Origin of the sequence: Pseudomonas sp. 09C 129 (assembly GCF_002843625.1) — a bacterium.
Lineage (GTDB): Bacteria > Pseudomonadota > Gammaproteobacteria > Pseudomonadales > Pseudomonadaceae > Aquipseudomonas > Aquipseudomonas chlororaphis.
This window is the reverse complement of the sequence record NZ_CP025261.1, coordinates 4,562,843-4,575,628: the sequence shown is the minus strand read 5'-3', so window position 1 is coordinate 4,575,628 and position 12,786 is coordinate 4,562,843. Positions and strand designations below refer to the sequence as shown.

Genomic DNA, 12,786 nt, shown 5'->3' with positions numbered 1-12,786 from the left:
CGAGGCCCGTGCAGGTATAGACGCTTATTCCTTGCGCCGAGTCAGGCCGGAGACGATCGCCACCAGCAACAGGCTGATGCCCCAGCCGATCAGGGTTTCGAACCACACCAGAAAGCGGATGCTATGTCCCCAATCCCAGTTCCAGAACTCCACCCAGGCGTTGGGGGAAGGGGTAGTGGTGATCGGTCCCCAGTCCTTCTCCTGTTGCAGATCGACCAGTGACAACAGGATGTCCAGCGAATAGGCACCAGGGCTGAAGCCAGTGTACTCACCACGCAAGGCATCGCAGGTGTACCAGTTGCCGATCCCTGAAGGGATGGGCGTATCGGGCGAGCGCTTTTGCCAGCCTTCTCCATACTCCTTTCGGCAGGTGGTATAGGCGTCGCTCTGGAACACTAGCGGGTTGCTTGGGGCGAACACGTTCTGCTCGACGGCGGCGTACCAGTAGACGGTGGTGAAGGCTAGCCAGATGCCGAGAATCCAGGCCAGCAGGCGCATGGGGCGATAGCCGTAGCCGGTGAGGGCGCCATAGAGCACATGGGGGACAATACCAAGCCAGCGAAATCCCCGAGGCCAGTGAGCCGTTCTCTTGCCCACGGAGCCTACCTCGCGCAAACGCCTCTCGAAGGCGATCCCGACTTCCTGGGCTTCATCGGCATGTCCCATTTCTTCGAGCTTGTGTTTCAGGTGTCGCCAGGGCTGTGGGCGAAACCCGCTCTTTTCGCCTCTTGAACCATCGGTTCCCGCAGCAGACGGTATTTGTTTATCTAGCCAGGCAAGTCGGGTTTTGGCTTTTGCTCCATTACTCAGGAAGTCATAGGTAAACCCGTCCAGTTGCAAACCCTCTCCCCAAGACTGTGCATCATCGGTCAGCGTCCTGACTTTTGTATTGTTGAGAAGGGCTTTTTGGAGGGGGATCGCCAGTCCCTTAACAATTAACGAGCCTGCGATAAATGCGGATTGGGCAATCAGGGCGTAACCGCCCCTACCATCGAGTCGCGCGCCGGTGAAATTGAGCTGACCTCCGATGTTGGCTCCTGAAAGTCGAACGGTACCTTCAGATCTGAAGTCGGTTGACAGATTGACGTTGCCTTTAATGACAGAGCCGTCCATTGCCAATGAGACATCTTTAACCGCAATGATGCGGCAGGATGTGCAATTCAACTGGCCATTCAGGGTAATGCCCGCCAGGCTAACTTCACCAATGGAGGAGAACCCTCCTCGCATGTTCAGGTTTCCGCTGATCTGGATGCGGTCGGCGCGTATGGCTGCAAAACCTCGGCCATCGATAGAACTCTCGCTAAGGGTTAATGAACCTTCAATCTTGGCGCCGAGCAGGTTGATCGATCCGAAAGAGAACAGCTGCCGTATGGAAAAAGAGCCTGCTATTGACACGAGTGGGGCCTGGATTCCTGCCCAGGCACTACCATCCAGGCTCACTCGACCATCGATGGACGCATTGTTCAAAAAGAGCGTATTGAAGCAAAGGCAGTTTTGCAGCAAGAAGGCGGTAGGTATCTTGCTTGAGCGAAGGTCCAGTATTCCCTCGATGTAAGCTCCACGGAGCCTTACACCCTGTTCATGCACGATGTTTACCTTGTCCCCTCCCATAATCAGGAAGCGAAGGAAGTCCGCGCGAATGGTATTTTCCGATGTCGCCTGTTCCGGTCGGTGTGCGCTGAAGCTGGCGACTTTTCCTGAAAGCGTACATCTCAGCAGTTTTTCTTCAGCAGGCTTTAAAGGTCGAAAGTCATTCAGCACACGACTCATTTGGCAGCCTCGTCGACTTGAGGCGTGCCGGTAGGCAGTACCTCAATCTGCAAGCCGTTGGCCTGCATGGCATCGCGATTGGCCTCGGCAAAGCCTGGGTGAACTCCTGCAACCAGGGTTGATTCGACGGGGGTAACCTGTTGTTCGATGCTGCAACCAGCAAGAAGGGACAACGCGCAAAGTGTGAGCAAGGAACGCATAAAAACATCCATGTAAGATCGCCGACCGGCAAAAAAGTGGCGCTATGCTATCGGCTTGTCGCCCCTGACAAAAGCGCAAACCCTGGCTTCCCCCAGAAGTAACCGCTTGATGCTTCTACAGATTGGCCACGACCGGTCGACACAGCGACCTTTGGCGGTTGCCGGGGCGAATACTAAATAACGCACGCTTCACTCGTTAGTGAAAGGACGCATTTAGTCCTGCGCACCCGCACGACTTCCCTCTTTGATCCGAGAGTTTCGAACAAATGGAATTGAGCCCGTTGTCCAGTCCATCCCGTCTTGTCGCCCCCTGGCTGAGGCTACCGTTGATCCTGGCCAGCCTGTTGTCCCTGGCCGGTTGCCAGATGCCAAAAAGCACCGCGCCGGCCCTTCAGACCACGGCAGAAGCATCGCTACAGCAGAACGCCCAGGCCTTCAGCGATCAGTTCAGGGCTTTGATGGTGCGCAATGCCTTTGCCGCCAACAGCCAGGCGTTGGTAGGGACAGTGGATCTGGTGGTGAAGATCGATCGCCAGAACGAGCTGCGCAGTTGCGAGACCCGGCCCAACGCCCACCTGGCCCCGGTCCCGGCCCTGGAAAGCCTGGCCAGGCAAGTGTGCTGGGATAGCCTGTTTCCCAAGGTGCCGGTCGAAATGTACGGAACCGAGGAGGAGATGGTGATTGTCGCGCCGCTGGTATTTCCGGCCCTCGACGAGTCCGAACCTGAGCGTCAGTGGCGAGCGCGGACGGTCCAGGCTTATGCGCAAAGCCGCTTCTTCTGGACCCAGGCCCTGGGCCAGCAGCCCGTCGACAGCATTGGCAAGGCCCATGTGCGGTTTGTCGCCAATGCCCAGGTGCAGGTGCAGGAGTGCCTGGTGAACCTCGATCCGGTTGCCGAGCGGCGGGACGCTTTCAAGCTGGACAGCGACCTGCAGGCGCGCCTGACTGCGCAGTGCAAGCAGCTGAACCTGAGGCAGATGCCCGGCTTCAAGGTGGATGACAAGGGGCTAGCGCGGGGCAGTGTGCTGGTGGAATACGCGCCGTGGAAAGGCGGTCCGAAATACAACTGACCGCCGTCACAGGGATCTGCAGGAGGAGCCGCTCGACCCTCGATGGCTTGCGATCAGCGAAGCTGAGGCGGTCAGGCGCAGCGCGTTTTCGTTGACGATTTATCGCGAGCAAGCTCGCTCCTACAAAGGCGACATGCAGTTCAGGCGCCGCACTCAGGGATCGACCTGGGCCATCAGCTCCGGGATCGACTCCGGGCGTTTGGCGTAACGCTGGGCCAGCACCGCGCAGACCATCAGCTGGATCTGGTGGAACAGCATCAGCGGCAGGATCAGCACGCCCATGGTGCTGCCGGCGAACAGCACCTGGGCCATGGGCACGCCGGTGGCCAGGCTTTTCTTCGAACCGCAGAAGAGGATGGTAATGCGGTCTTCCTGGTTGAAGCCGAAGAGCTTGCTCAGCAGGCTGGAGGCCAGCAGCGCCAGCGCCAACAGCACGCAGCAGGCCAAGACCAGCCCGCCCAGGTTCCACAACGGAATCTGGTGCCAGATGCCTTCGTTCACCGCCTCGCTGAAGGCGCCGTAGACCACCAGCAGGATCGAGCCCTGGTCGACGAACTTCAGCCAGTTCTTGTTGCGGCCGACCCAGGCGCCGATCCAGCGGCGGGCGATCTGCCCGGCGATGAAGGGCAGCAGCAATTGCACGCTGATCTTGACGATGGCATCCACGGTCGAGCCGGCATCGCCGTGTACATTCAGCAGCAGGGTCACCAGCAGCGGCGTGAGGAAAATCCCGAACAGGCTGGACGCCGCGGCGCTGCAGATCGCCGCCGGCACGTTGCCCCGCGCCAGCGAAGTGAAGGCAATCGCCGACTGCACGGTGGCGGGCAGGGCGCAGAGGTAGAGCATGCCCAGATACAGGTCGTTGCCGATCAGCGGCGACAGCAGCGGCTTGAGCGCCAGGCCCAGCAGCGGGAACAGCACGAAGGTCAGGCTGAAGATCAGCAGGTGCAGGCGCCAGTGGCCGGCCCCGGCGATGATCGCCTCGCGCGACAGCTTGGCGCCGTGGAGGAAGAATAGCAGGGCGATGGCGGCGTTGGTCAGCCAGCCGAAGCCTAGGGCCACCTGGCCGCTGGCGGGCAGGAAGCTGGCCAGCAGCACCACGCCGATCAGGGTCAGGGTGAAATTGTCGGGCAAAAGACGTGAGCGACTCATAACGGGATCATCCAGGGGTTGCCAGGGCGGTGGGCTGACTCTAACGTGATGGCGGACTGCCGACTAACGCCAATGAGCCAGTAAATGCCGCCTAAAGGACATGAAAAGATCGTCCGCCGCAGTATTCCCGGTCTGCCGAGCCTGCCGCGACCGGTGTACGGGCGCACCGAATCCCTGCCCAACCGGGCGCTGACCCGGCGCCACAGCCACCCTTGGGTGCAATTGTCCTACGCCATCCAGGGCGTGCTGGAAGTGCAGACCAGCGCCGGGCGTTTCATCGCCCCGCCGCAACGGGCGGTGTGGATTCCCGCCGGCATGCCGCACAAGGTGTTCAGCTCGCCGCGCACTGAAATGCGCAGCCTGTACCTGGATTGCCGTGTCACTGCCTGGGCCGGCGAAACCTGCCAGGTGCTGGCGGTGAGCGGCCTGCTGCGCGAATTGATCCGCGCCTTCAGCGAGCTGCCGGTGGAATACGCCGAAGATGGCGCCGACGGGCGCCTAGCCCAGGTCCTGCTGGATCAACTGGCCGCCGCGCCGCAACTGGACTTGATGCTGCCGCTGCCCCAGGACCCGCGCCTGCGGCAGATCTACCGCAGCCTGCAAGCGCACCCGGACCAGCCGACCACCCTGGGGCGGTGGAGCGAGAAACTGGGGGTGACGGAGAAAACCCTGAGCCGCCTGTTCCTGCGGGACACCGGCCTGACCTTCCGCGCCTGGCGCCAGCGCTTGCGCCTGCTGGGCGCCCTCACGCCCCTGGAGAACGGCGAGCGGGTGACGGACGTGGCGCTGGCCTGCGGCTACGACTCAACCTCGGCTTTTATCGCCGCGTTCCGCCAGCAGTTCGACGCCACGCCCGGGGAGTTCTTCCGCCCGTAACGGTAGGAGCGAGCTTGCTCGCGATGGCGGTGCATCTGACCCACCGCGGCGCTTGCATCGCCAGCAAGCTGGCTCCTACAGGTTCGGTAGTGGTCGTGATGGCAGCGCCGTACCCGAGCCTTTGTAGGCGCGAGCTTGCTCGCGATGGCGTCGGCGGCTGCAACCTCAATCTAAGCCGGCGTCAGCCGCTCGGCCCTGGACGGCGCGGCCACGGCCAGTGGCGCGAAGCTGTGGGGTTGGGCCATGTTCCACATGCGCGCGTAGAACTCCGAACTGATGGGGCGTTGCAGCAGCTCGCCGGGTTCGAGGAACACGTGGATCTGCGAGAACAGCCGGACCTCGGTGGTGGTCAGGCGCCGTACCAGGTGCTTGGCCTGCAACTGCGCCGGGTGGTCGAGGCCGGCGGCGCTGAGCATCTCGCCGAGGGCGACCAGGGTGTTGCGATGGAAGTTGTGCACCCGCTCGGCCTTGTCCGTGACCTGCAGCGCTTTCTGGCGCAGCGGGTCCTGGGTGGCGACGCCGGTGGGGCATTTGTTGGTGTGGCAGCTTTGCGACTGGATGCAGCCGATGGCGAACATGAAACCGCGCGCGGCGTTGACCCAGTCGGCGCCGATGGTCAGCACGCTGGCGATGTCGAAGGCACTGATCACCTTGCCGCTGGCGCCCAGCTTGATCTGCGAACGCAGGCCGGCGCCGACCAGGGTGTTATGCACGAACAGCAGGCCCTCGCGCATGGGCATGCCGATGTTGTCGGTGAACTCGCGAGGCGCGGCGCCGGTGCCACCTTCCTTGCCGTCGACCACGATAAAGTCCGGCTGGATGCCGGTCTCGAGCATGGCCTTGACGATGGCCATGAACTCCCAGGGATGACCCACGCAGAACTTGAAGCCCACCGGCTTGCCACCGGACAGGTTGCGCAGCTTGACGATGAACTCCAGCAACTGCATGGGCGTGCTGAACTCCGAGTGCCGCGCCGGCGACACGCAGTCATGGCCCATCTGCACGCCACGGGTCTTGGCGATTTCGGCGGTGACCTTGTGCTTGGGTAAGATGCCGCCATGACCGGGCTTGGCGCCCTGGCTGAGTTTGATCTCGATCATCTTCACCTGCGGATGGCTGGCCTGCTCGGAGAAGCGCTGGGCATCGAAACGGCCGTCCAGGGTGCGGCAACCGAAGTAGCCGCTGCCGATTTCCCAGATCAGGTCGCCGGCGAATTCCTGGTGATAGGGGCTGATGCTGCCTTCCCCGGTGTCGTGGGCGAAGCCGCCGAGCCGGGCGCCTTTGTTCAGGGCGCGGATGGCGTTGGCGCTCAGCGCGCCGAAGCTCATGGCCGAGATGTTGAACACCGAGGCGCTGTAGGGCTGCAGGCAATCCGGCCCGCCGACCACCACGCGAAACTGGCTGGGGTCGCAGGCATCGCCCGGGACCATGGAGTGGCTGATGAATTCGAAGCCGGGCTGATAGACGTCGGCCAGGGTGCCAAAGGCCTTCTCCGCGGGCTGGTTCTTGGCGCGGGCGTAGACCATCGAACGCTGCGAGCGGGAGAAGGGCAGCTTCTCGTCGTCGCCTTCCAGCAGGTACTGGCGGATCTCCGGGCGAATCGACTCGATCAGGTAACGGATATTGCCGATGATCGGATAGTTGCGGCGCACCGCATGGTGGCTTTGCAGCAGGTCGTTGAGGCCGACCAGGCTGAGCACCCCGGCCAGCACGATCAGCCCCTGGCCCCAGAGGCTGGCGGGCCAGAACAACAGGCCGAACAAGGTGAGGGCAAGGCAAAGGATCAGGGTCGCGTAGCGACTGAGCAGCGATATCTTCATGGTCGTTCCTTGGGCAAATCGCAAGACATGGGTTCAGGCGGGCAGGGCGGGCTCAATCCGAGTTGCGGATCTGCCGATAGCGCTCCTGCAGCTCCTGGCGCTGCTGTTTACGCAGCAAACCCTGGGCGTAGCGGCGTTGTTCGGTGGCGGTTTCCGGCACGAAGGCGCGCACCGGGTGCGGGCGCCCGTCGGGGTCGACGGCGACCATGGTGAAGTAGCAACTGTTGGTGTGGCGCACCGTGCGTTCGTGGATGTTCTCGGTCATCACCTTGACCCCGACCTCCATCGAGGTGCGCCCGGTGTAATTGACCGAGGCGAGGAAAGTCACCAATTCGCCGACATGGATCGGCTCCTTGAAGATCACCTGATCCACCGACAGCGTGACCACATAGCGCCCGGCATAGCGCTTGGCACAGGCGAAGGCCACCTCGTCGAGCAGCTTCAGCAGGGCGCCGCCGTGCACGTTGCCGGAGAAATTGGCTTTGTCGGGCGTCATGAGCACGCTCATGCTCAATTGATAACTGCCTGGTTCCATGGGTGACCTCATCAGTAATCGATGCTGTCCGCATAGGCAGGCTAGAGCCCCGCGGACAGTATTTGGCTGGAGATCGGAGGGTAATAAGAAGTCTTGATAGTTAGCTAGCTATCTTTTGCAATGAGCTGTTGTGGGGATTGCAATAATGAGTGGGGGGGGCGATACCTAGCGCTTGTTATTCAACGGTGAGTCGCTTTGGTTGCAGTCAGGGCTAACAACCCTGCCGAGTTCACGCGCATGGGTAGCAGATTCGTTCAAGCCTATCGGTAATACCGCGAACTCTGTAGCCGCTGCCGCAGGCTGCGATCAGGCGCTTGCGCCTGCCAAACCTGATCCACGACTTGAACGACTGTTTCTTTGCATGACACCGACCTGTAGGAGCGAGCTGGCTCGCGATAGCGTCCGTGCTGGCGCTGCCGTTTTTTGGACGGTGTCATAGATAGCCAAAGAATCGAATACAGGGTCAATAATGATAACGACGGATTGCTTGTTCAAGACGGAATTCCGTCTTCGGAGGATTGTCCACGAGCCGCGCAACAATGAAGAGCTTATCGACATCATCGACCATGTGTCGCATGTAACAGTTGACCATTCGATAGCGTTCTATGGCGAAATAGGTGTTCATTATTTTGATTTTTTCGTCCATATCACCGTCATCGCCTACGTTGCCAGCACCTGGCCCGAAAACATTGTGGCTTTCAAACAGTAGGTAGCCACCCGGCTTTAGAAACGACACCAGGCGCTTCATGTAGTTTTCAAACCCCATATTGAGGTTGCCATCAATGGTGTGATGATTGGAAAACGACAGCACCACATCAAATTTTTTATCTGTGGCAAATACCGAAAAATCGCTTTCTATAAACTCTATATTGTCGCGCTTCAAATAACGCGCGGTATCCTTTGCCACTTTATTGAGAAAAGGGTTGAGTTCGACGGCTGTCACGGATTTTGCCAGTCGCGAACAATAAGCTGAGACAAAACCGCAGTTGCTGCCGATGTCCAGTACGTCAGCGCCCTTCAATTCTTCATCGATGGCGTATTGCTTGAACCGAAAGCCCGTAGGCTTCAGGCCTGTGATTCCCAGTTCTTCCAAGCCCTGATAGAAATATCCTTGGCTGTATTGTTGCTTCTTCGGCCAGTTCTTCTGCTGCTCCTTCAAATGCCCTCGCAAACGTTTCTGGATGAAAAGCGTGCCTTTGAAGAGCCCCTTCCAGAAATCAAAAAATGAAAGCCTGACGCTGTATGGAATTTCCATTGATAACCCTGAAATAAGACGTCGATACTGGTGAACCTTCCAGACTATCGGCCGCAGGTGGATTCACATTAGGCGTGCAGCCTTAACAAGATGACCACGGCGTTGCCGGATCGGCTGACACACCACTGCCACATCGTCGAAACAGGCAGCAACGAGTCCTACCGCCTGCAACACAGCAGGTTGGTCGCCCAGACAAAGATCAAATCACGACATATCCATTGCTGCGGTCACGGCGGCTTATGGTTTCGCCCTTACGGCGGGGCACGTTTTACACGCTTCTGTAGGAGCGAGGCTTGCCCGCGATGGCGGTGGTGGCTTCGCTGGTGATGTTGGACGGGGTACATATCCATTTCTGCGGTCACGGCGGCTTATGGTTCCGCCCTTACGGCGGGTCACTTTTGGCAAACGCCCCAAAAGTAACCAAAAAGTCTTGCCCCTGCGTACGGCCTTCGCTGCGCTCAGGTTCCCTCGCTCCGGTCCTGCTCCGTGGGCCGCCGCCACAGGCCATCCATGGCCTGGGGCGGCTAACTCGGCATCCCTGCCGAGTTGCCCACGGCGCAGAACCTCCACTCGGCCTCCCGATGGGGCGGGTGGATCAAGATCAAAAACAAAGCCAAAGCCAAAGCCAAAGCCAAAGCCAAAGCCAAAGCCAAAGCCAAAGCACAGCAAGAGCAAAGGCTAAGGCGGTTCGGTTAAGGCTCTGGCAGGTCCATCGCTCGTTGCTCTGCCAAGTGCAACACATCGCATCCGTCCTGCAACAACAAGGTTGCCACGCTGGAGAAGCGCATCAGGTCGAGGTCGTCGGCGTTGCGGCTGGTCATGCCGGATACGCTGTCCAACATGTCCCGGGCAGCGCGGATGCGCAGGCCGGCGTAGCTCAGCAGGTCAAGCAAGGGGGCTTGCGGGTTGATAAAGGCGACGGGGTGGTCGGTGGTGTTGGAAGAGGTGAGGGGTTGGAAATCCATGACGGTGACGCTCCATGAAGGAATTTTAGGGTGTGCTCATGGAGATTCGGACGGCCAAATCCGGTCGCAGCGTTGGGAGCGACGAAACGGAATATAGGAGGCGTATCGCGGGGTAACAAGCCTGGAGGGCATGTTTACACCAGATACAGAAACGCCTTACACGAGCCGTCATTAATGGCCGAATAAATGGGGGTAGTAGCATTTATTTCAGGCCTGTTCTCTATCTCCTTGGTTCCAGATGTGTTGCCTATCCTCTGTTATCCCTCTCTTTCCCATGGCACACTCTTCGTGAATTTTCCGTTGTTGTATATTTTGATCTGTTATAGCGGAATAAATGTCTCCTGGAATTACGCGAAGCGCCTTTTTAGGAACGGCTTATTCTGCTCAACCTTCCCTTTACTTAGGAGAACACCCCATGAGCATCACTCGCTACGGTACCGGCAGCACCGCCGGCGGTGGCCAACCCCGTCCTTTCGCTCGTGCCGTTGAGGCCGATGGTTGGTTGTATGTGTCCGGCCAGGTGCCGGCACTGGATGGTGAAATTATTCATGGCGGTATCGTTGAGCAGACCCATCAGACGATGCGCAATGTGGTGGCGATTCTGGAGGAGGCGGGGTACGGGCTGGAGGATGTGGTGCGGGTTGGGGTGTGGCTGGAGGATCCGCGGGATTTCTGGAGTTTCAACAAGGTGTTCGGTGAGTATTTCAAGCCGGAACATGCGCCGGCGCGGGCCTGTGTGCAGGCCAGCATGATGGTGGATTGCAAGGTTGAGATCGATTGCGTGGCTTACAAGAAGAAGTAGGGCTGTAGGCCGCTGATCGCGAGCAAGCTGCTCCTACAGGGGCGGGTTCGTTCGTTGTAGCCGCTGCCGAGTTTTGGCGAGGCTGCGATCGATCTGGGCGGCATTCCGACGAAGCGGGCGCGCGGTCTTGAGATCGTTGAAGGTCCTGCGGACCTTATCGCAGCCTCGCAGCCTCGCAGCCTCGCAGCCTCGCAGCCTCGCGGGCTCGGCAGCGGCTACGGGGATAGGGGCAATGCCGGGGTTTTGGGGCGCCGGAAATTTCGCAGTTTTTTGCAAAAGGCACAAAGATGACCGAAGACACCATCAAGCGTCGGGCCAAGGGGTTGGACCGGGCGTTCGATATTCTCGATTTCCTCAAGGAGATCGGCCAGCCGCTGCGGCCCCACGATATCGCCAAGGGGATCGGCAGCCCCAAGTCCACGGTGTACGAGCTGGTGGCGTCCTTGCTGGAGCGGCGGGTTCTGGAGCCGGTGGGCCAGGACGGGCATGTGTACCTGGGCCGGCAGCTGTACTTCCTGGGGCAGGCCCATCTGCGCCATTTCGACCTGACCCGCGAGGCCGACTCGGCCTTGCAGGAGATCGTCAGCCAGACCCGCGAGACCGCACAGATGTGCCTGCTCAACGGGCGCAAATACACGGTGGCGCTGATGAAGGAGGGCGAGCGGCATTTCCGCATTTCCTCGAATATCGGCGAGAACGCGCCGATTCCCTGGACCGCTTCCGGGCGGCTGTTGCTAGGGCATTTGAGCGATGAGCAGATCGTCGAGTTGATCGACGAGCGCGACTTCATGCTCCCCGACGGGGAACGCCTGCCTGTGGCGACCTTCCTCAAGGAAATCCGCCAGGCCACGCAGGACGGTTTCTTTTCCTTCGACAGCGTGGCCGACACCTTTACCCATTGCTTCGCCGCCCCGGTGCGGGACGAGCGCGGGGTGTGCATCTGCACCCTGTGCATCGTCGCGCCACGGGCCGATGCCCAGAACAATTACGCCGACTACCGCCGGGTGCTGATCGACAGCGCGAATCGCCTGGCCCGTCGCATCAACGACTAATGCCAGCCCCTGTGGCTGCGCCGTAAGGAGTTCGAATATGTCTTCTGCCTTGATCAATGCCGCGGTGGAAAAGGGCGCCGCCCAACCGGGTGTCAGCCTGGTGCGCGATGTCAGCCTGCCGGCCCTGGTGCTGCACCGCGCGGCGCTGGAACACAACATCCGCTGGATGCAGAAGTTCGTCAGCGACAGCGGCGCCGAGCTGGCGCCCCACGGCAAGACCAGCATGACCCCGGCGCTGTTCCGTCGGCAGCTGGAGGCGGGCGCCTGGGGCATCACCCTGGCCACCGCGGTGCAGACCCGCGCGGCCTATGCCCACGGTGTGCGCCGGGTGCTGATGGCCAACCAGCTGGTGGGCACGCCGAACATGGGGCTGATCGCCGAGCTGCTGGCCGACCCGACGTTCGACTTCTATTGCATGGTCGATCACCCGGACAACGTCGCCGATCTCGGGCAATTCTTCGCCGCGCGCGGGGTGCGCTTGAACGTGATGATCGAGTACGGTGTGGTCGGTGGCCGTTGTGGCTGCCGCAGCGAGCAGGAAGTACTGGCGCTGGCGCAGGCGATCCAGGCGCAACCGGCCCTGGCCTTGTGCGGCATCGAGGGCTACGAAGGGGTGATCCATGGCGATCATGCGGTGACTGGCATTCGGGAGTTTGCCGGGTCCCTGGTGCGCCTGGCGGTGCAGTTGCAGGACGACGGGCTGTTCGCCATCGATAAGCCGATCATCACTGCCTCGGGGTCGGCCTGGTATGACCTGATCGCCGAGTCCTTCGAGGCGCAGAACGCCCAGGGGCGTTTCCTCAGCGTGCTGCGCCCCGGCAGTTACGTGGCCCACGACCATGGCATCTATAAAGAGGCGCAGTGCTGCGTGCTCGACCGGCGCAGCGACCTGCACGAAGGCCTGCGCCCGGCGCTGGAAGTCTGGGCCCATGTGCAGTCCCTGCCGGAGCCGGGGTTCGCGGTGATCGCCCTGGGCAAGCGCGACGTGGCCTATGACGCCGGTCTGCCGGTGCCGTTGCTGCGCTACAAGCCGGGCGTGCTGCCGGCCAAGGGCGATGATGTCAGCGCCTGCAAGGTCACGGCGGTGATGGACCAGCATGCGTTCATGACCGTGGCGCCGGGGGTTGAGTTGCGGGTGGGGGACATTATTGCTTTTGGTACTTCGCACCCGTGTTTGACCTTTGATAAGTGGCGCACCGGGTTGCTGGTGGATGAGCGGCTGGATGTGCTGGAGAGCATGGAGACCTGTTTCTAGGGTAGGTCTGGCACCTGCTGCGCAGGTGATCGCG

At 60.7% G+C, this 12,786-nt stretch carries 11 protein-coding genes and 2 pseudogenes; 6 read left to right on the top strand and 7 right to left on the bottom strand.

Annotated features, from left to right (window positions below; genetic code table 11):
- Positions 1-24 precede the first annotated feature (24 nt).
- Together CXQ81_RS20480 and CXQ81_RS20475 are read right to left on the bottom strand one after the other, a co-directional pair.
- A complete protein-coding gene (locus CXQ81_RS20480; RefSeq protein WP_101338382.1) occupies positions 25-1,770 on the bottom strand; it encodes a hypothetical protein in 1,746 nt (581 codons plus the stop codon).
- Positions 1,767-1,970 carry a hypothetical protein gene (locus tag CXQ81_RS20475; RefSeq protein ID WP_101338381.1) on the bottom strand — a complete coding sequence of 68 codons (204 nt, stop codon included), beginning with the start codon at positions 1,968-1,970 and terminating at the stop codon, positions 1,767-1,769. The genes CXQ81_RS20480 and CXQ81_RS20475 overlap by 4 nt, the downstream gene beginning before the upstream one ends.
- Positions 1,971-2,251: 281 nt before the next feature.
- Here CXQ81_RS20475 and CXQ81_RS20470 point away from each other — a divergent pair, with 281 nt between their 5' ends.
- Entirely contained in the window at positions 2,252-3,040 is a 789-nt protein-coding gene (locus CXQ81_RS20470) for a hypothetical protein (protein ID WP_157832262.1), read from the top strand.
- Between the two features lie 153 nt (positions 3,041-3,193).
- Here the strand turns inward: CXQ81_RS20470 and CXQ81_RS20465 are convergent, their stop codons facing one another.
- Complete coding sequence (locus tag CXQ81_RS20465) at positions 3,194-4,192, bottom strand: bile acid:sodium symporter family protein (RefSeq protein ID WP_101338379.1); 999 nt, start codon at positions 4,190-4,192, stop codon at positions 3,194-3,196.
- An 84-nt stretch (positions 4,193-4,276) separates the two neighbouring features.
- Here CXQ81_RS20465 and CXQ81_RS20460 point away from each other — a divergent pair, with 84 nt between their 5' ends.
- Positions 4,277-5,068, top strand: coding sequence for a helix-turn-helix transcriptional regulator (locus tag CXQ81_RS20460; protein ID WP_101338378.1), 792 nt, complete (start codon positions 4,277-4,279; stop codon positions 5,066-5,068).
- 170 nt (positions 5,069-5,238) lie between these two features.
- Here CXQ81_RS20460 and CXQ81_RS20455 read toward each other — a convergent pair whose 3' ends face one another.
- The 3 genes and pseudogenes from CXQ81_RS20455 to CXQ81_RS20445 all read right to left on the bottom strand — a co-directional run bounded on the left by CXQ81_RS20455 (position 5,239) and on the right by CXQ81_RS20445 (position 8,678).
- Positions 5,239-6,888: an FMN-binding glutamate synthase family protein gene (locus CXQ81_RS20455; protein WP_101338377.1), complete on the bottom strand. Its 1,650-nt coding sequence runs from the start codon at positions 6,886-6,888 to the stop codon at positions 5,239-5,241.
- A gap of 33 nt (positions 6,889-6,921) precedes the next feature.
- Positions 6,922-7,423, bottom strand: a pseudogene (locus CXQ81_RS20450) (acyl-CoA thioesterase).
- A 463-nt stretch (positions 7,424-7,886) separates the two neighbouring features.
- A complete protein-coding gene (locus CXQ81_RS20445; protein WP_007930528.1) occupies positions 7,887-8,678 on the bottom strand; it encodes a bifunctional 2-polyprenyl-6-hydroxyphenol methylase/3-demethylubiquinol 3-O-methyltransferase UbiG in 792 nt (263 codons plus the stop codon).
- A gap of 87 nt (positions 8,679-8,765) precedes the next feature.
- Here CXQ81_RS20445 and CXQ81_RS31630 point away from each other — a divergent pair.
- Positions 8,766-8,888: pseudogene (locus CXQ81_RS31630) on the top strand (ATP-binding protein); the annotation flags it as partial.
- 482 nt (positions 8,889-9,370) lie between these two features.
- Here the strand turns inward: CXQ81_RS31630 and CXQ81_RS20435 are convergent.
- Positions 9,371-9,643 (bottom strand): hypothetical protein, encoded by a 273-nt coding sequence (locus CXQ81_RS20435; RefSeq protein ID WP_101338376.1) that lies wholly within the window; start codon positions 9,641-9,643, stop codon positions 9,371-9,373.
- Between the two features lie 415 nt (positions 9,644-10,058).
- On the opposite strand from CXQ81_RS20435, the gene CXQ81_RS20430 reads away from it, so the two are divergent.
- The 3 genes from CXQ81_RS20430 to CXQ81_RS20420 all read left to right on the top strand — a co-directional run bounded on the left by CXQ81_RS20430 (position 10,059) and on the right by CXQ81_RS20420 (position 12,752).
- Positions 10,059-10,445, top strand: a complete 387-nt coding sequence (locus CXQ81_RS20430) for a RidA family protein (RefSeq protein ID WP_007927369.1) — start codon at positions 10,059-10,061, stop codon at positions 10,443-10,445.
- Between the two features lie 287 nt (positions 10,446-10,732).
- Positions 10,733-11,497, top strand: a complete 765-nt coding sequence (locus tag CXQ81_RS20425; RefSeq protein ID WP_101338375.1) for an IclR family transcriptional regulator — start codon at positions 10,733-10,735, stop codon at positions 11,495-11,497.
- 37 nt (positions 11,498-11,534) lie between these two features.
- Positions 11,535-12,752, top strand: a complete 1,218-nt coding sequence (locus CXQ81_RS20420) for an amino acid deaminase (RefSeq protein ID WP_101338374.1) — start codon at positions 11,535-11,537, stop codon at positions 12,750-12,752.
- The last annotated feature ends 34 nt before the right edge of the window (positions 12,753-12,786 follow it).